This window comes from Rhodococcus sp. 14-2470-1b (assembly GCF_002259415.1).
In the GTDB taxonomy this organism is placed as follows: domain Bacteria; phylum Actinomycetota; class Actinomycetes; order Mycobacteriales; family Mycobacteriaceae; genus Rhodococcoides.
In genome coordinates, this window is record NZ_NPFY01000016.1 from 336,072 (window position 1) to 353,789 (window position 17,718).

Here is a 17,718-nt window from a genome sequence, read left to right on the forward strand (position 1 = left end):
AGCGTCAGCGTAGGTGATGCACTTCCTGTAGGCCGTATACCGGGGTGTCGATGCCCTCGTACCTGGCCTTGATCTGCAGGGCCAGGTACAGCGAGTAGTGCCGTGACTGATGCAGGTTGCCGCCGTGGAACCACAGGTTCTCCTGCTGCGTCGGCTTCCACATGTTGCGCTGCTCGCCCTCCCACGGACCCGGATCCTTGGTGGTGTCCGAGCCCAGGCCCCACACCTTGCCGACCTTGTCGGCCGTAGCCTGGTCGATGAGGTCGGCGACCCAGCCGTTCATCGAGCCGTAGCCGGTGGCGTAGACGATCACGTCGGCCGGCAGTTCCGACCCGTCCGCCAACACGACGCCGTTCTTGCCGATCCGTTCGACCTGTCCGGCAACAAGTTTGATCTTGCCGTCCGCGACGAGCTCCGATGCGCCGACGTCGATGTAGTAGCCCGATCCGCGGCGCAGGTACTTCATGAACAGGCCCGAGCCGTCGTCACCGAAATCGTGCTGGAACCCTGCCTTCTCCAACCGGTCGTAGAAGTCCTTGTCCTTCTCGGCGATCTGTTGGTACACCGGGATCTGGAACTCGTGCATGATCCGGTACGGCAGCGACGCGAACGTCAGATCGGCCTTGCCCGTTGTCATTCCGGATTCCACAGCCCGCTCGGAGTACAGATCGCCCAAGGCGATCTCGCACAGTGAATCCGATTTGACGATGTGCGTCGAACTGCGCTGCAGCATCGTCACGTCCACGCCGGTCTCGTACAGCGCTTTGCAGATGTCGTGCGCCGAGTTGTTGGAGCCGACGACGACGACCTTCTTGCCGACGTAGGCGTCGGGACCCGGGTGCTCGCTCGAATGGTGTTGTTCGCCTTCGAAATCCTCCATCCCCGGGAAGTTGGGTACGTTCTTCTTGCCGGACATGCCGGTGGCCATGATCAGCTGCTTGGGATGCAGAGTCACCTCTTCGCCGTCGCGGTCGAGGACGACCGTCCATTCCTTCGCCGTCTCGTCGTACGTGGCGGTCTTGGCGGTGGTGCGGCTCCAGTACGGAACCTCCATGACCTTGGTGTACATCTCGAGCCAGTCGCCGATCTTGTCCTTCGGTGCGAACACCGGCCAGTTCGGCGGGAACGGCAGGTACGGGAGGTGGTCGTACCAGACCGGGTCGTGCAGACAGAGGCTCTTGTAGCGTCCGCGCCACTGGTCTCCCGGCCGGTTCGCCCGATCGACGACGATGGCAGGGACGCCCAGCTGGCGGAACCGGGCGCCGAGAGCGATACCGCCCTGGCCGCCACCGACGATCAGCGCATACGGCTGCACGGTGTAGCCGAGCTCCTTCTCCTCGATCTCCTTCTTCTCCGCCCAGTTCTGGGTGTCGGCGTTGGAACCGTGGACTGCTCCCTTGATGCGGGTGTGCCCTTGACGCTCCTCGTGGCCCTTGAGCTCCTGCATCGTCGTGAGCAGGGTCCACCCTTCATCGCCTTTCAGACGGAGGTGCCCCTTGCCGCGGCTGGTGGCGGTCTCGAATTCGATCCACGCAGACGTCACCCCGTCGGCCTCGTCGGGCGTCTCGGTGGTGTGGAACCCGGACGGATCGGTGTCCTCGAGACGTTCGGCGAGCATCCCCTTGATTCCGTCGCGGCCCTCGACGGTCTTGAGGTTCCAGGTGAACGTCACCAGATCACGCCAGAAGCTTTCGACGGCGAACTTGGCCGCGACGCGATCCAGGTCACGGGCCTGCAGCGCGGCTTCGAAATCCGCGAGCCACGCGTCGACCCGCTGCTGCGGTGTCTGCGAGAGAACGGGCGGTTCGATGGTCTGGGTCATGGAGACTCCCTTGTCGTTCGTTCGTGTGCTGTGACCCAGCACACTCCCCGCTACGGCGAGCGGTCGAGAGTTGCAGTGGGTTGCACCTGATCGGCGTCACCGACGAAGCGCGTGATCTCAGAAGCCAATTCCTCCGGCCGGTCCTCGGACACCCACGTACGAGACCCCTCGATCACGGCGAGCGTCGAGTTCGGGAAGTCCAGTGCCAGGCGCTCCGCGTGCTCGAACGGAAAGAACTTGTCATCCGACGCCCACGCCACCAGGACGGGTTGCTCGACGTCGCCGAACCGTCGGGCAGCGTCGAGCGTGTACGTCGTGTCGACGGATCGGAGGAACGTCGCGATGTCGCGGCGGACACCGGCGTCGAGGATGGGCGTCGCGAAGTGATCGAGGAGCTCGTCATCCAGTCTCGCGTGGCTCAGCCAGCCGAAGCCGATCGGTGAGCGTCCGTACAGCCTTCGCACCCACGACACCCTGAGTGCGAAGGCGACGAGGTCGAGGGTCATCGGGACCCGCGCCAGCCGGCACAGGTAGGCGAAGAGCGGCGGCGGAAAGTTCTCGTAGGCGTCGCAGGGCGTGAGGACGACGCGACCGATGCGCTCCGGACGTCGCGTGATCACCAGCTGTGTCAGCATTCCGCCGCCGTCGTTTCCGACGAGAGTCACATCGCGCAGATCGAGTCGCTCGATGACGTCGGCGACGACGTCGGCAATACCTGTGGCCGTCATGTCACCCCCGGAACCTACCGGGATCGTGTGACTGCCGAAGGGCCAGTCGGCGGTGATGCACCGGTGGTTCTCGGCGAGCAACGGAACGACCTTCCGCCAGATCGCGGCGTTGGCGAACAATCCGTGGACGAACACGATCGGGGATCCGCTCCCTTGCTCGTACACGTGGACTCCGTCGACGATTCTCGAATCACCCAAAGCGGAAACGATGCTCATGTTCCAGACCTCTTCCCTGTTGCCGGATGTGGTGCAAGCATGTCCGGCATGCGAGACGCGGCGCTTCCAGAAATGTGCTGTACCGAGCCGACGCTGTGGCTGTGGGCCGGCAAAGCCGTGTACGTCGGGCCGTCTCTGAACATCGACTACCACTCCGGTTCGATCCTGTGCTTCGCGGTCGGGGCGGACGCGCCGTTCACGCTGCGCGACGACCACGGCGAGCAGTGGAGTGTGCGTAGTGCAGCCGTCGCACCTCGGACGGTCCATCGTGTGGAAGCGCACGGTGAACGAATGGTGTTCGCCTACAGCGATCCTGGCGTATCCAGATCCGACCGTATCCTGGATGCGGCGAGTACCCGTACCGGCGGATTCGGCCTTCGACTTCCCTCCGAATCAGCACTGTTGGAACTCGCGGCCGCGGGCTCGCCCGACCCGCGGGCACTCGTCGAGACGCTGTGCGGCCCCGAGCCGCGGCAAGTCGACGAGCGCATCCGTGCGGCCGTACGCATCGTCCGCGAGAAACCGGGCGCCGTTGTCGCAGCAGCCGACCTCGCCGCTGCCGTCAACCTGTCGACGTCCCGATTTCTGCATCTGTTCTCCGCCGAAGCGGGTACGAGCTTCCGGCGGTACCGCCTGTGGGCTCGGATGCTGCACGTCGGCGAAGCCGTGGCGCGAGGAAGCGATCTCACGACCGCATCGGTCGAAGCCGGATTCTCGTCACCCTCCCACTTCAGCGATTCCTTCCACTCGATGTTCGGCCTGTCGGCCGCAGCGCTTCTGGCCATGGGAACGCGCATCGAGATCCTGGACAGCGAACCCGCACCCTGACACTCGAATCGTGCTGATCGAAAGGGTTTCCCGCAGGCCCGAGTCCTCCTAGTCTTGCGAGGCAACGACGTCGGACAGAAAGTGACTCACTGCTGTGCCAGTATCGAGAACCGTTCCTGTGGGAGTGCGTCTGCGCGACGTACCGTCCGGCGGGGTAGCAGAACTCGCGCGGGCTGCATCCGCTCTCGACGCGTCGGGCACCGGGTTCGTGGTCCTCGGCACGCAGGTGGGCGGACTCGATCCCAGCACGGTCGCAAGCTTTCTCGCACGACGCACGTCCGGACTGGGGCTGGTCGTCGAGGCCGCACCGCAACGCGACCACCCGTACAACATCGCCCGCCGTGTCGCGTCACTCGATCATCTGACCCGGGGGCGTGCGGGCTGGTGGGTGTTGTCCGACGACGATTCCACCGAACTCGGACTGGGGGTGCGTAGTTCGTGGGTCGATGCACCACGGTCGACGCGGAATCCGGACGCCGTGACGGCGGTACGAGCACTGTGGCGGACGTGGCCGGCGGCCGCGGTCGTCGGTGATGTCGAGTCGAACATCTTCACTCGTGCCGAGGACATTCGGTACGCCGACCACCGGGGGGTCTTCGCCACGGCCGGTCCGCTCACCGTGCCGACCACCCCGCAGGGGGAGCCGGTGATCTTCGGACCGGGCACGTCGGACATCGCCGTCGAGGGAGACACCGCCTTCGCCTCGGTGTCCGTGGACGCGATCGGCGGTGCACTCGACGCCGGCGCATCGGGCGTCGTCGTCGACGTGCACGACCTCGATGCTTGGTTGCACGACGTCCTCCCCGGTCTGATCCAGGACGGCGTCGTACGTCCCCGGCCATCGACGACGACGCTGCGTGGCTATCTGAGCATCGGACTACCCGCGGAACCGGACCTGTCCGCGAACAGGCCCGTCTACACCTGACGACAGGGAGCAATGACACATGTCAGCGGAACACGTCGTTCTCAACGTGAACGTCCTCGATATCGGCATTCACCTCGCCGCGTGGCAGAATTCCGGGTTGGCGCCCACGGCGTTCGTCGACCCGGACTACTTCGCGGACATGGCGCGTCTGGCAGAGCACGGAACGCTCGACGCCTTGTTCCTCGCCGACGGCCCTGCATTACGAGAAGACCCACGGCTCAAGCCGTCCCGTGCGCTGGAACCGTCCGCAATTCTGGCTCTGGTCGCCGCGGAAACCGAGTACCTGGGCGTCATCGGAACCCTGTCGACCACGTTCAACGATCCCGTCGAACTAGCACACAGGTTGTTGTCGCTCGACCACCTCAGCAACGGACGAGCCGCGTGGAACGTCGTGACCACGTATTCACCACAGGCCGGCCACAACTTCGGCCTGAACGACTATCCCGAAAGGAGTGTGCGGTACCGCCGCGCCGCCGAGTTCGTCGACGTCGTACTCCAGTTGTGGAGTGCGGCAGGCACTGCTGTGCCCGTCGCGCATCACGGCGAGTTCTTCGACGTCGAGGGTCTTCTGCCGCTCGGGGCGTCGCCGCAGCGGCATCCGTTGATCGTGCAGGCAGGTGGATCACCACAAGGCCGCGCACTGGCCGCACGTTCGGCGAACGCGGTGTTCAGTGCCGAGTTGACGCTCGATGCAGGACGCCACCACTATCGTCAGGTCAAGGACGACGCGCGGGGGCAGGGGCGCAGACCGGACGACGTTGCCATTCTTCCCGGCCTGATCACGGTGTTGGGCAAGACCCGAGAGGAAGCGGTTCGCCGCTTCGAGCATCTCGAAAGCTATCTGCCCGAGTACTATTCGCTCGATCGCTTGTCCACCGTGTTGGGCTACGACCTGCGCGGTCACGACCTGGATGCTGCGGTGCCCGACGAAGCGTTGGCCGACGTCGACCCGGACAACTTCACCGCCTCGTTGGGGTTTCGCGAGTCCATCGTGCGTTCGATCCAGGAGAGCGGTGCCACCGTCCGCGACGCAGTTCGCGAGTTCAGCGGTGGAGGTCACCGCATCGCCGTCGGTTCCGCCGAGGACGTGGCCGACACCATCGAGACCTGGTTTCGCGCAGGCGCCGCAGACGGTTTCAACCTGATGCCCGACGTGTTTCCCTCCGGTCTGGAGGATTTCGTCGAACATGTCGTGCCGATTCTGCGCGATCGGGGCCTGTTCCGGCGGGAGTACGCCGAAACGACACTACGAGAGCGGTTCTCGTCGGTGAACAGCCTCGATCGCGCAGTCGGCTAGAAGAAGCCGGCTTCGGGGAGTTCCGCGTCGTTGACGACGATGTCGCCCAGGACCCGAGCTTTGTACGACGTCGGGTTGTGCGAGAACAGTGTGCGCAGATTTCTCCAGTGCACGTCGAGCGCGCGACCCTGCCGTGTGGCCGATGCGCCGCCGACCTCGAACAGTCGACCCGCAGCCGACAGTGCAAGCTCTTCGACGGCTACTTTCGTCTTGGCGGCAGCGATGGATGCTCGCTCCTCCAGCGTTCGGTCGACGCCGGTGGTCCGAGCAGCGTCGGCCGCGAGATCCTGTGCCGACGCGGCGGCGGCGACCGCCGATTCGACGACGAACGCAACCGAACTCAACCTGCCGACGACCTCCAGCAACTGTGGATCGTGCCGGGGCGACTCGGCGGCCGCGTAGGTGAACGTGCGCTTCCTGCTCCGCAGCAGTTCGGCGGCGTCGTCGGTCACCGACCGGAGAATACCCGCGGCAATGGCGTGCAGGAACAGTTGGACGAGCGCCTGGCGAGGTCTGCGCTCGATGGGTTCGTTCCGGAACGGCAACGTGTCACCTTCGGCCACGGCCACGGCCGAGAACACAGTGGTACCGCTGCCGGTGTGACGCTGACCGATGCCGTCCCAGTCGTCACGGTGTTCCACACCGGGGCCGTACGACTCGACGATCGCCGAGAGCACGTCACCGTCCGGCGTGTTCGCCGAGACCCTGATGAAGTCCGAGTAGATCGAGCCGGTGCTGTAGAACTTCACACCGTCGACCACGTAGCCGTCGTCGGCGGGTGTGAGAGTGGTGTCGAAGGTCCCTCCGCCGACGTTGTGTGAGCTCAGCTCGGAGTTGGCTCCGCCGAACAGCTTTCCGTCGACCACGTGCGGTAGCCATTTCAGTTTCGTCTCGGACGACGGAACGCGCAGAATGTCTTCCACGAAGGCGAAATGGACACGCAGGATGTGCGGCACGTCCGGGTCGGCTTCGGCCAGGTCGATCACGAGATCGAACAGCTGGGTAAGGGTGTACCCCGCTCCGCCGAGCTGGGTCGGTACCCGCACCGCACCGAGCCGATGCTCCTTGACCAGTTCGATCGCAGTGGTCGGAGGTTCGTGTCCGCCGTCGGATCGGCGTCGCCGGGCGTCCTCGGCGATGGCGGACACCAGCTGCCGCAATTCGTCCGAGCCGTGTGCCGGTGGGGTGCGCCGGAGTGTGGAAGTCATGGTCGAGGTCCTCTCTGTCGTGATGTGGCGTGGCTGGTGGTCACTGTTCGATCCAGGTGTCGTAGAAGAACGGCGGTGAGTTGGCCGCATTGCGGAATCCCCGAACTTCGGGTGCCACGCCGAAGATCTGAGTGTCGGCCAGTAGCGGAATCGTGTACGCGTTGTCGATGATCCGGTTCTGGGCCTCGCGCAGAATCGTTTCTCGCACCAGTGGATCGGTCGCGGTGATGTGGTCTCGAAGCAAAGCGTCGAGCACGGGGTCCTTGCCCTGGAGTTGAAAGAGGTCGCCTCGATCACTGTCGTAGTTGACCGACAAGCGCACGGGGTCGGGTGCGGGCCAGCCGTTGCGTCGCAGGCTCAACTCGGGGGCAGTCGTCGCCTTCGGGTAGTTGGCGAAGTCGGTCTGTTTGATCGTCAGCGAGATTCCGATTCTGCGGAGCTGCCGCTGGACGAACTCGTACAGCGGTTTCGACGTGTGGTCGTAGACATCGACGTAGACGCTCAGATCGAGCGGCCGACCGTCGCGGGTACGGATTCCGTCGGCGTTCCGGTCGGTGAATCCTGCGTCGTCGAGGAGCCGGTTGGACTCGTCCGGATCGAAGCGCACTTCGTCGGATCGATCGGTCCACCCCTGCACACCTTCGGTGGTCACGTTGGTGGCCACTTTCCAGTTGTCGGTGTAGAGCGTGTCGATGATCTCGTGACGATCGATCCCGTACATCAACGCTTTGCGCACCCGGATGTCGTCGACGAACTCTGCGGTCTGACGCACGTCGAGGACGTTGGCCAGACCCGGGTTTCGAAGTCCGAGAACGGTGAAGCCGCGATCGGACAACACCTTCTCGTCCGGTGGCTGCGTGTACCGCAAGGCGTGAGCCTGACCGGACAGCAGGGCTCCGACGCGGACGCTGTCCTCGCGCACCGGGACGATCGTCAGCGAATCCAGGTACGCCTCACCCTGATGGTCGGCAGTCGGGGGTGCCCAGTCGTATCCGCGGCGCTTCACGAGCCTGATCTCCTTGGCTGGAATCTCCGATTCCGCGACGAAGGGGCCGCTGCCGATCAAGTTCCTCACCACGGACTGCTGCTCGTTGGTCGCGTCGATCGTCGCGTCGGCGACCAGCCCTGCGGTGTTCATCGACAACGTCGGAACGAACGGTGCATCGGGTCTCGCCAACGTGACGACGACCGTGCGCGCAGCGTTGTCGGCGTCGGTGGACAGTACTTCCGGGAAGATCGAGTTCCGCGGAATACCCTTGTCTGCATCGCCATTGGCGAACCACAGGAGGTTTCGGGCTACGGACGCGGCGTCCAGTGCCTGACCGTTGCTGTAGCTGACGCCGTCGCGGATCACGAAGGTGTAGACGGTCCGGGTCGGATCGACACTCCACGATTCGGCGATCCAGGGAACGAACTCGAACGTCTTCGGGTCCTGGTACACCAGGCGGTCGAGCATCTGGTCCTTCACCGCGGAGTTCTGCCAGTAACTGACCTGAACCTGCATCGACGCGGTGACCTCTGCGTCCAGGTAGACGAAGTCGCCGCCGCGCGTTCCGGTGCCCGCGGTGGGTCCGGCCGAGGCGTCGGAGCAGGCGGTGGCGGCGAAGAGCGATGCTGCGCCGAGGCCGAACGTGCGCAGCACAGTTCTTCTGGAGATCGGGCTGGACATGACATCCTTTTCGGGAGAAACGTTCACGCGCGTACGTGCGCGCGACCGGGAATGGACTCGATCAAGCGCTGGGTGTACTCCTCGCGCGGGTCGCGGAACAGATCGGCGGTGTTCCCCGACTCGACGTTTCGCCCGTGCTCGAGGACGGTCACGGTGTCCGATACCTGGCGCACGAGGGACAAGTCGTGCGAGATGAACACGTAGGTCAGTGACAGATCACGCTGCAGTTCCACCAGTAGGTCCACGATCCGTGCCTGGACGCTGACATCGAGGGCCGAGGTGGGCTCGTCGAGTACGAGGATGTCCGGTGCCAGGACCAGCGACCGAGCCAGCACCAGACGCTGACGCTGTCCACCGGAGAGGTCGAACGGCCTGCGCTCGAGAATGTCGCGCGGTAGGGCGACCTTGTCGAGAACATCGTGGACCCGATCTCGCCGCTCGGCTCGCGACCGAACGCCTGCGATCGACAGCGGCTCTGCGACGATGTTCTCGACGGAGTAACGAGGATCCATCGCCGCCAACGCATTCTGTTGGACCAGCTGCAGTCGTCGGGCATTGCCGCGGCGTGCTCGCCGCGAGGTGTCGAGCGGCGAGCCGTGCACGAGCACCTCACCGGAGTCCTGCCGCTCCAGTCCGCTGACGATGCGCGCGGCTGTGGTCTTCCCGCTTCCGGACTCGCCGACGACCGCATGGGTGGTGCCCCGAGCAACGGTGAAGGACACACCGTCCAACGCGGTGGATCGTTCGGTACGAGAGCCGTTGACAGCGAACGTCTTCACGAGGTCTCGCACTTCCAGTGCGGTCTCGACACGTGCAGCCGGGCGCGAGGCGTACTTGTCCAGCGACAGCGCCGGCGCATCGGCGATCAACCGACGGGTGTAATCGTCGGACGGTGACGCGAGAACTTCGGCGGCGCGGCCCTGCTCGCGGACGATTCCGTGGTTCAGAACCAGGACGTCGTCGGCATGATCTCGCGCCAGAGCCAGATCGTGGGTGATGAACAGGACGCCGAGACCCAGATCGCGGCGAAGATCGTCGAGCAGGTCGAGGATGCGCGCCTGTACCGTCACGTCGAGAGCCGACGTGGGCTCGTCGGCCACCAGGATCGACGGCCTGGCCGCGATCGCAATGGCGATCAGGACCCGCTGCAGTTGCCCGCCGGACAGTTGATGAGGGTAGGCGCCTGCCCGCTCGGCGGGGTTGCGGATGCCGACTCGATCGAGCAAGGCCACGGTCTCGTCGGCGACGCGGCGGCGATCGACGATCCGATGCAGCAGAAGTGTTTCCGCGATCTGATGTCCCACCTTCTTCAGCGGATCGAGGGAGCCCAGCGGGTCCTGAGGCACGAATCCGATGGTCGAGCCTCGTAGCCTGCGCCAACTGGACTGGGTGTACCGGGTGACGTCGGTACCTGCGATCCGCACCGACCCCGACGTGATCCGCCCCTCTCCTGCAAGCATGCCGATGGCCGCGCGGGCGATGGTCGTCTTGCCCGAGCCCGATTGTCCGACGACTGCGAGCGTCTCACCGTTCCGGAGTTCGAAATCCACGTCGGTGACCACTGGATCTGCGCCGTAGGAAATGGTCAGGCCTTCGACGGATACAGCGGTGGCGGTGCGAGCAGTTACCGGGCTGTCGACAAGTGTCACTATCCCACTCTCTTTCGGACGATGTGGCTGACTCGGCTGATGCTCAGAACCGTGATCACGATGGCGGCGCCCGGCGCGACGATGAGCCACGGCGCGGTGTGGATGTAGTTACGCGCCTCGGAGATCATCAGTCCCCATTCGGCGGTCGGGGGATTGGCGCCGTATCCGAGGAAGCTGAGTGCCGCGATGGACAGGATCGCGGTCCCGAACTGCAGTGCGGCCAGGGCGAGCACCGAAGAGTAGGCGTTGGGCAGTATGTGTCGTACCAGTAGGCGGCCACTACCTGCACCGAGGTGTTCGCTCGCTTCGACGAACGGAAGGTTGCGCACCGTCAGAACTTCCGAACGCATGAGTCTGAAGAAGACGACGATCGACGACACCCCTACAGCGATGGCAGCGTTGACGGTACCGAACCCCAGAGAGACGATGATCGTGATCGACAGCAGCAGAGTCGGAATGGACAGCAGCACGTCGGCGATTCGGCTGGAGATCGCGTCGACCACCCGGCCGAAGTACGCCGAGACGAGTCCCAGCGCGGTTCCGAGGACGAGTCCGATGACCACGGCGATGACCGAACCCAGCATTGTCACGGCGGTTCCGTGAATCAGCCGACTGAGCTGGTCGCGGCCGAGGTAGTCGGTCCCCAACCAGTGGACGGCACCCGGTCCTTGCAATGCGGCGTCGGGAAACTCCTGAAGGGGATCGAACGGGGCGATGACCGACGGTGCGACGACGAAGGCAGCGACGACGAGCAGGGCGGCGACCGCCGCCACGTCGCCCGGTGTCCACCCGCGCAGTCGGGAGCGCACCGTGATGGGGCTCGCGAGGGTGGGAAGTGCGAGAGTCATGCCGGCACAGCCTCCTTGGTCGGTGCGGCGGAAATACGTGGATCGATCACGGGATAGACCAGGTCGACCACGAGGTTGGTGATGACGAAGACTGCCGACACCGCGATGACGACGGCTTGGATGACCGGGAGATCTTGATTGCGTACCGCGTCTTCGACCAGATAACCGATTCCGGTCCGCGAGAAGATCGTCTCGGTGATCACCGAACCCGCCAGCAGCTCACCGACGGTGATCGCGGCGATGGTGAGAGTGGGAATCGATCCGTTCTTGGCGATGTGGCCGAACACGATACGGTCCTCGCGCAGGCCTTTCGAGCGCAGAATGTCCACGTACGGCTGACGCGCCGCTGTGGACAGTCCCTGGACGAGCACCTGGGCAATCGGCGCGGACACCGGAATCGCCAACGCAACCGCGGGCAGCAACAGCGACTTCACCCCTTCGTCGGAGACAGCGGAGACGAGCCCGAGCTGGAACGAAAAAACCTGCAGGAGAACGAGTCCGACGATGAACGACGGCACCGACAGGAAGATCGGCGGAACGGCCCGGGCCGTCTCACGCACCGTGGACGACGGTGCGAAGACCGCCGTGAAGGCGATCACGACGGCCAGCGCGGCCGCGACGAGGAAGGCGAGTGCGGCCAGCGAGGCTGTTTGTGGAATCGCGGTGCCCAGCAGAGAGGACACCGATTTACCGCTGGTCAACGAGTATCCGAGGTCACCGTGTGCGAGCCGCTGGACCGAGATCCAGAACTGTTCGAGTGCCGACTTGTCGAGGTTGTAGTACGCGGTGAGAACCTCGGCATCCTTCGCGGAGATGGGGTTCTCCGGACTGTGTATCCGACTCTCGATCGGGTTGCCGGGCAGGACGTTCAACACGAAGAACACGAACGTGTAGGTCAGTGCAACGACTATGAACGCCTGAGCAATTCGGTGCAGCACGTAGCGTGCGCGTAATGACATCGAAGGAGTACCTGTCGTAGAAGACGATTGCGAGTATTCAACAAGACCGAGGTTGCCGATGTCGACGGATCGGATCGCCGTGATCTTTTCTCGCTGTCACCGACTCGGTCGCAGCGAATGCAACGCTCTGCAACCCTGTCCCCTGTGGCTGGGGTCACATAGACATGACTGCATCGTTCAACGCTAGGAGAAACACGATGCGCGCAGCTGTCTACTACGGTCCGAACAAGGTCGAGATCGCCGACGTACCCGAGCCGTCGCCCGGGGAAGGCGAGGTCAAGGTGAAGGTCGGCTACAACGGAATCTGCGGCACCGATCTGCACGAGTACTACGCAGGACCGATCTTCGTTCCCACCGAGCCGCATCCGTTGACGAACCAGCAGCTGCCGCTCGTCCTGGGGCACGAATTCTCCGGCACGGTCACCGAGATCGGTACAGGCGTGACGGGAATCGAGGTCGGGGACCGCGTCGCCATCGAGCCGCTGTACCGCTGCGGACACTGCGGACCGTGTCGCGCCGGGAACTACAACATCTGCCAGCAGATCGGCTTCCACGGACTCATGTCCGACGGTGGCATGGCCGAATACACCGTCGTGCCGACGAACATGATTCATCACCTGCCGGAGAACGTGTCCCTCGAACTTGGCGCACTCGTCGAACCGATGTCCGTGGCCTTCCACGCTGCGACACTCGGCGATCCCGATCCGGACGACACCGCAATGGTGTTCGGCGCAGGCCCCATCGGGATCGGGCTGTGGTTCGCGCTCCGCGGTAAAGGCCTCGAGAACGTCTTCGTCGTCGAACCGTCACCGACGCGCCGCGCCTCGATCGAAGCGCTCGGTGCCAGAACCCTCGATCCGACGTCGCTCGACGTGCCGGAGTTCGTCGCCGACTTCACGGACGGCCGCGGCGCCGACGCCATCTACGACGCGGCGGGCGTGCAACCCGCCGTCGAGACGGCACTCGGCTGCATCGGAGCTCGCAAACCACTCGTCAGCGTCGCGATCTACGAAAAGCCTTTGACCACACCGCTGCAGAAGCTCGTCATGAACGAATCCCGCATCCAGGGATCGCTCTGCTACACCTCGGCCGACTACGACGCCGTCATCGAGCTCATGGCCCAGGGCAAGTACGACACGACGGGATGGGTGGACAAGATCGCGCTCGAGTCGGTCATCGACGACGGATTCGAAGCTCTTCACGCAGGCACCAAGATGAAGGTTCTGGTGGATCCTGCAGTGGGACGCGGCAGCGAGGGTCAGGCATGAGCGTCGCACTCGTCACCGGAGCCGGCCAGGGCATAGGCCGCGGTATCGCACTGCGGCTCGCGACCGACGGCCACGATGTCGCTCTCGTCGATCTGGGCTCGGACAAGATCGAGCAGGTCGCCCGCGAGATTCGGGAAATCGGCACCGACGCAACCACGTTCGTGGCCGACGTCAGTGATCGCGATCAGGTCTTCGCAGCCGTCGAACATGCGCACGAGGCCCTCGGCAGCTTCGATGTCATGATCAACAATGCCGGCATCGCACAGGTCGCCCCGCTCGACGACGTCCGCCCCGAGGACACGAAGAAGATCTGGGCCGTCAACGTCGACGGTGTGCTGTGGGGAATTCAAGCTGCGGCAGCCAAATTCAGGTCACTGAGCCAGAAGGGCAAGATCGTCAACGCCTCGTCCATCGCGGGTCATGACGGCTTTGCCATGCTCGGTGTCTACAGTGCGACGAAGTTCGCCGTTCGTGCCCTCACCCAAGCCGCGGCCAAGGAGTACGCCGTGCACGGCATCACCGTCAACGCGTACTGCCCGGGTGTCGTCGGAACGAACATGTGGGTGACCATCGACAAGCGTTTCGCCGAGCTGACCGGTGCTGCCGAGGGCGAGACGTACGACAAGTTCGTCGGTGGTATCGCGCTCGGTCGAGCCCAGACGCCCGAGGATGTCGCAGCCTTCGTGTCCTACCTGTCGGGTCCTGATTCGGACTACATGACTGGTCAGGCGGGGTTGATCGACGGCGGCCTCGTGTTCCGCTGACCCGGCTTTGCATGTTCTGAGTGATCTGGAGCACAATTGTCGGTGATGACGCAGACGACAGGACCGGAACCTGCGCTGGCGGCCGGAGAGGACCCGCGCCGCTACGCGCAGATTCTGACTGCCGTGTACGACGCGACGATGGCCGGCGGCAAATCCCCCGCACGTCCCCGCGACGTGATCGGTGATTCGTGGCGACGCCTGCAGACCCTCGGCATCGACCCCGAGCAGCGCAGCGTGGCATCACCGCAGATCGACGTGTCCGATCTGGAGCTGAGCCGTCGGGAATCGGGCTTGTTCGACATCCTCGACGACCTGGGGCGCGGACTCGAATCCGTCGTACAGGACGGCGACAACATCCTCGTCGTCGCCGATCGACACGGACGGGTCCTGTGGCGGAGTGGGTCGACGTCGGTGCTCGACCGCGCCGACGGCCTCGGGTTCGTCGAGGGTGCCAGCTGGGCCGAGGATTCGGTCGGAACCAACGCGATCGGCACCGCGTTGGTATCGCGGCGGGCGGTGCAGATCTTCTCCGCGGAACATTATGTGCGCAGCCACCATCCGTGGACCTGCGCAGGTGCACCGATCAAGGACCCGCGTACCGGGCATGTCATCGGGGCCGTGGACGTCAGCGGGCCCGCCAACACCGTCCACCCGACGACCCTGGCGTTGGTCGACGCCATTGCTCGACTCGCGGAATCTCAACTGCGCGAGCATCACCGGCAGAACCTCGACCGACTCCGGTCGGTCGCAGCGCCGATGCTCGCACGTCTGCACGCGCCCGCACTCGCCGTCGACGCCAACGGATGGGTCGCCGCCGTCGAATCCGTGGCGCTGCGCAACCGAGTACTGCTGCCCGAGGACGTCGTCGCCGGGAGGTTCTGGCTGCCGACCCTCGGGGTGTGCGACTTCGAGCCGCTTCCCGGCGGGTGGCTCGTCCGCCCGACCGGGGACGAGGCGTCGGAAACCGGTAGAACGACTGTGTCCCTCGATCTTCGGCACCACCAGCACGTGCGGGTGCAGATACGAAGCGAGGTGGGGGAGTGGACGCACGAACCCACTCCCCGCCACGCCGAGATCCTGTATCTCCTCGCGTCGAGCAGGGAAGGCCGAAGTGCAGCACAGTTGGCCGCGGACCTGTTCGGCGACGACGGCCGAGCCATCACTGTCCGCGCCGAGATGTCCCGGCTGCGCAAGCACATGTCGGGAATCGTGCAGACGCAGCCCTACCGGTTCGACGAGACCGCCGTCGTGGACGTGCTGCTGCCGGAAGACCCGAGCCGACTCCTCCCGCACTCGACGGCGCCTGCCGTGGTGCGGATGCGTCGCTCCTGAATCCATCCGTTCACGGCCGTAAGCTGGCCGAATGGGTTATCGGATCGTATCGGAGACGCTGCGGTTCCTCGCAGTCTCCGACCCCGGCAGGCTCCGGCTACGGGCAGCCGCGACGACGACGATCACCGTCGTCCTCGCGATGGCGATTCTGATCCCCGGGTCTCATCTCGTCGGCCAGCCGTTGACGGTCGCGCTGCTGGGCGCTGTCGTCGCCATGCAGTCCTCGGCGGCGGTGAAGGACAAGGACCAACGCAGCCGAGTGATCACGACGGTCCTGCTGGTGGTTCCGGCGATCGTCGCAGTCTCGCTGTCGGCGGTGCTGTCCCAGTTCGGGAAGGTGGCCGACGTCGGGTTCATCGTCGTGCTGTTCGCTGCAGTCTGGGTGCGGCGGTACGGTCCGCGCGGCACTGCGCTCGGCATGGTCGCGTTCATCTGCTACTTCTTCGCGCTGTTCCTGCGTGCTCAACCAGGCCAGATTCCTGCCCTTGCGGTGTCCATCGTTCTCGGTGTCGGGATCTCGCTCGCCGTGCGTACTCTCGTCCTTCCCGAGCGGCCGGGGCTGGAACTTCGGCGTCTGGTTCGAGCACTGCGAGCCGCGTCGATCGACGTCCTCGAGGTCGCGTCGAACAGAGTCGATCGCGATCTGGACCTGCTCCGCAAGCGGCTGGACCGGCTCGGCAGCACAGCGCTGATGATCGACGACTGGCTCGACCGCAACGATGCCTCGCAGCTGCTGAGCGTCACCAACGAGGATCTCTCGCTCCGAATCTTCGACGCGCAGATAGCCACCGAACAACTCGTGAGCGCGCTGTGGGCCCTCGACCCGATCCCATCTGGGGTCACCCCGCAGGCTGCGCTCCCGCCCAATTCATGGCCCTCGTCGCTCGTCCAGGCCACCACCGCCCTCTCGTCGTGTCTGCAGAACAACCCGTCCGACGACCAACTCCGTGCGGCCAGGCGCCTCGCTGCAGCAGCCGCGGACGAAGCGGATCCGTCCACCCAGGCGGGCATCGCCACGACGGTCGCCATGCGAGCAGTGCAGGCCCACATCGCCATTCACCACATCACCAGCAATGCGCTGCACACCGAATCCGTACCCAAGGAAGAGCCGAAGAAGGACGACGACACCGATTCGGGACTGAACCCCAGCACCAAAGCGGCGATCCAGGTTGCCGTCGCGACCAGTGCGGCGACCATTCTCGGCGAAATCATTTCACCGGACCGCTGGTACTGGGCGGTGCTGACAGCATTCCTGGTCTTCACCGGGGCGTCGACTCGCGGTGAGATCCTCTCCCGTGCCGGACATCGTGTCGTCGGTACCATCGGAGGTGTCCTGGCCGGAGTTCTGCTGTCCGCGTTGGTCGGTCGCAATCAACCGCTGCAACTGCTTCTGCTGGTCGTCTGCATCTTCTTCGCGTTCTACCTCGTGACGGTGGCGTACGCGTTGCTGTCGTTCTTCGTCACCGTCATGCTCGCGATGCTGTACGGACTGCTCGGCACCTTCAGCATCGAGGTGCTCGAACTACGAATCTACGAAACTGCGGCAGGCGGACTCGTCGGGATAGCGTCGGCGTACTTCATCTTCTCCACGGGAACCAGATCGACGATGGTCGAGAAAGTGGACGACTACCTCGACCAGATGACGGCCATCATCGACACCGGCATCGATGCCATCGTCCGGCCCGGCCGCCCGACGGACCTCGTCGCCGACATGCGCAAACTCGACAACGCGTTGAAAGACCTCGTCGCGGCCGGAAAACCCCTCGAGATGGGGCCCACGACACGCACACGCAAAGGCGTCAAACGGCTGCTGCGCATCATGACCGTCAGCAACCGATCCAGCCACGCACTGGCCCGTGCCGGTGTCGGCGCCTCGCACGCCGAGCCCGACACCGGCCCGTCACAGGAGACCGCCGACGCACTACGCCGGGCAGCCGAGGTAACCAAAGCCACCATCGCCGACGTCGGGCGTGCACTCGCAGGCGAACACGTCGACCCACCGGAGAAGCTGACGGAGACCTCGGCCCCCGACGTCATGCTGAAGTCCACCACGACCCCCGGTCCCGTCCGCAGCGCCGTCAGGTCACTGAGCACCCTCAACCGCACCATGGGTGAGGCGCTGACACGCGTCTGACACCGTCCGTGCATACTGCGATACGCACGCTGCCATGGTCCGCAATGCTGTGTCGTCGACCTCCTGAGAGG

At 64.8% G+C, this 17,718-nt stretch carries 14 protein-coding genes; 7 read left to right on the forward strand and 7 right to left on the reverse strand.

What is annotated here, in order from left to right:
- Nucleotides 1-4 precede the first annotated feature (4 nt).
- Together CH293_RS13700 and CH293_RS13705 are read right to left on the reverse strand one after the other, a co-directional pair.
- Nucleotides 5-1,822, reverse strand: a complete 1,818-nt coding sequence (locus CH293_RS13700; protein WP_094720552.1) for an NAD(P)-binding domain-containing protein — start codon at nt 1,820-1,822, stop codon at nt 5-7.
- 50 nt (nt 1,823-1,872) lie between these two features.
- Nucleotides 1,873-2,766 carry an alpha/beta fold hydrolase gene (locus CH293_RS13705; protein WP_176459999.1) on the reverse strand — a complete coding sequence of 298 codons (894 nt, stop codon included), beginning with the start codon at nt 2,764-2,766 and terminating at the stop codon, nt 1,873-1,875.
- A 39-nt stretch (nt 2,767-2,805) separates the two neighbouring features.
- Between CH293_RS13705 and CH293_RS13710 the strand changes: the two genes are divergently transcribed.
- The 3 genes from CH293_RS13710 to CH293_RS13720 all read left to right on the forward strand — a co-directional run bounded on the left by CH293_RS13710 (nt 2,806) and on the right by CH293_RS13720 (nt 5,816).
- Nucleotides 2,806-3,594, forward strand: coding sequence for a helix-turn-helix domain-containing protein (locus tag CH293_RS13710; RefSeq protein ID WP_176460000.1), 789 nt, complete (start codon nt 2,806-2,808; stop codon nt 3,592-3,594).
- A gap of 94 nt (nt 3,595-3,688) precedes the next feature.
- Nucleotides 3,689-4,519 (forward strand): LLM class flavin-dependent oxidoreductase, encoded by an 831-nt coding sequence (locus tag CH293_RS13715; protein ID WP_255122849.1) that lies wholly within the window; start codon nt 3,689-3,691, stop codon nt 4,517-4,519.
- A gap of 19 nt (nt 4,520-4,538) precedes the next feature.
- Complete coding sequence (locus CH293_RS13720) at nt 4,539-5,816, forward strand: LLM class flavin-dependent oxidoreductase (RefSeq protein ID WP_037108591.1); 1,278 nt, start codon at nt 4,539-4,541, stop codon at nt 5,814-5,816.
- On the opposite strand, the gene CH293_RS13725 is transcribed toward CH293_RS13720, so the two are convergent.
- Genes CH293_RS13725 through CH293_RS13745 form a run of 5 tightly spaced genes read right to left on the reverse strand, consistent with a single transcriptional unit; the run spans nt 5,813 to nt 12,149 of the window.
- The gene (locus CH293_RS13725) at nt 5,813-7,024 is read right to left on the reverse strand and encodes an acyl-CoA dehydrogenase family protein (RefSeq protein WP_094720516.1); all 1,212 of its coding nucleotides are present in this window, start codon (nt 7,022-7,024) and stop codon (nt 5,813-5,815) included. The two genes, CH293_RS13720 and CH293_RS13725, sit on opposite strands and share 4 nt — an antisense overlap.
- A gap of 40 nt (nt 7,025-7,064) precedes the next feature.
- A complete protein-coding gene (locus CH293_RS13730; protein ID WP_255122850.1) occupies nt 7,065-8,693 on the reverse strand; it encodes an ABC transporter substrate-binding protein in 1,629 nt (542 codons plus the stop codon).
- Nucleotides 8,694-8,716: 23 nt separating this feature from the next.
- On the reverse strand, nt 8,717-10,342 hold the full coding sequence (locus tag CH293_RS13735; RefSeq protein WP_037108599.1) for an ABC transporter ATP-binding protein: 1,626 nt from the start codon (nt 10,340-10,342) through the stop codon (nt 8,717-8,719).
- Nucleotides 10,342-11,190, reverse strand: coding sequence for an ABC transporter permease (locus tag CH293_RS13740; RefSeq protein WP_019663009.1), 849 nt, complete (start codon nt 11,188-11,190; stop codon nt 10,342-10,344). Before CH293_RS13740 ends, CH293_RS13735 begins: the two co-directional genes overlap by 1 nt.
- Entirely contained in the window at nt 11,187-12,149 is a 963-nt protein-coding gene (locus CH293_RS13745; protein WP_255122851.1) for an ABC transporter permease, read from the reverse strand. The genes CH293_RS13740 and CH293_RS13745 overlap by 4 nt, the downstream gene beginning before the upstream one ends.
- A 197-nt stretch (nt 12,150-12,346) precedes the next feature.
- Between CH293_RS13745 and CH293_RS13750 the strand changes: the two genes are divergently transcribed.
- Genes CH293_RS13750 through CH293_RS13765 form a run of 4 tightly spaced genes read left to right on the forward strand, consistent with a single transcriptional unit; the run spans nt 12,347 to nt 17,647 of the window.
- Complete coding sequence (locus tag CH293_RS13750) at nt 12,347-13,417, forward strand: 2,3-butanediol dehydrogenase (RefSeq protein WP_037108603.1); 1,071 nt, start codon at nt 12,347-12,349, stop codon at nt 13,415-13,417.
- Complete coding sequence (locus CH293_RS13755) at nt 13,414-14,181, forward strand: acetoin reductase (RefSeq protein ID WP_094720519.1); 768 nt, start codon at nt 13,414-13,416, stop codon at nt 14,179-14,181. Before CH293_RS13750 ends, CH293_RS13755 begins: the two co-directional genes overlap by 4 nt.
- Nucleotides 14,182-14,226: 45 nt before the next feature.
- A complete protein-coding gene (locus CH293_RS13760; RefSeq protein ID WP_094720520.1) occupies nt 14,227-15,513 on the forward strand; it encodes a GAF domain-containing protein in 1,287 nt (428 codons plus the stop codon).
- 31 nt (nt 15,514-15,544) lie between these two features.
- A complete protein-coding gene (locus tag CH293_RS13765; protein WP_094720521.1) occupies nt 15,545-17,647 on the forward strand; it encodes an FUSC family protein in 2,103 nt (700 codons plus the stop codon).
- Nucleotides 17,648-17,718 lie beyond the last annotated feature (71 nt).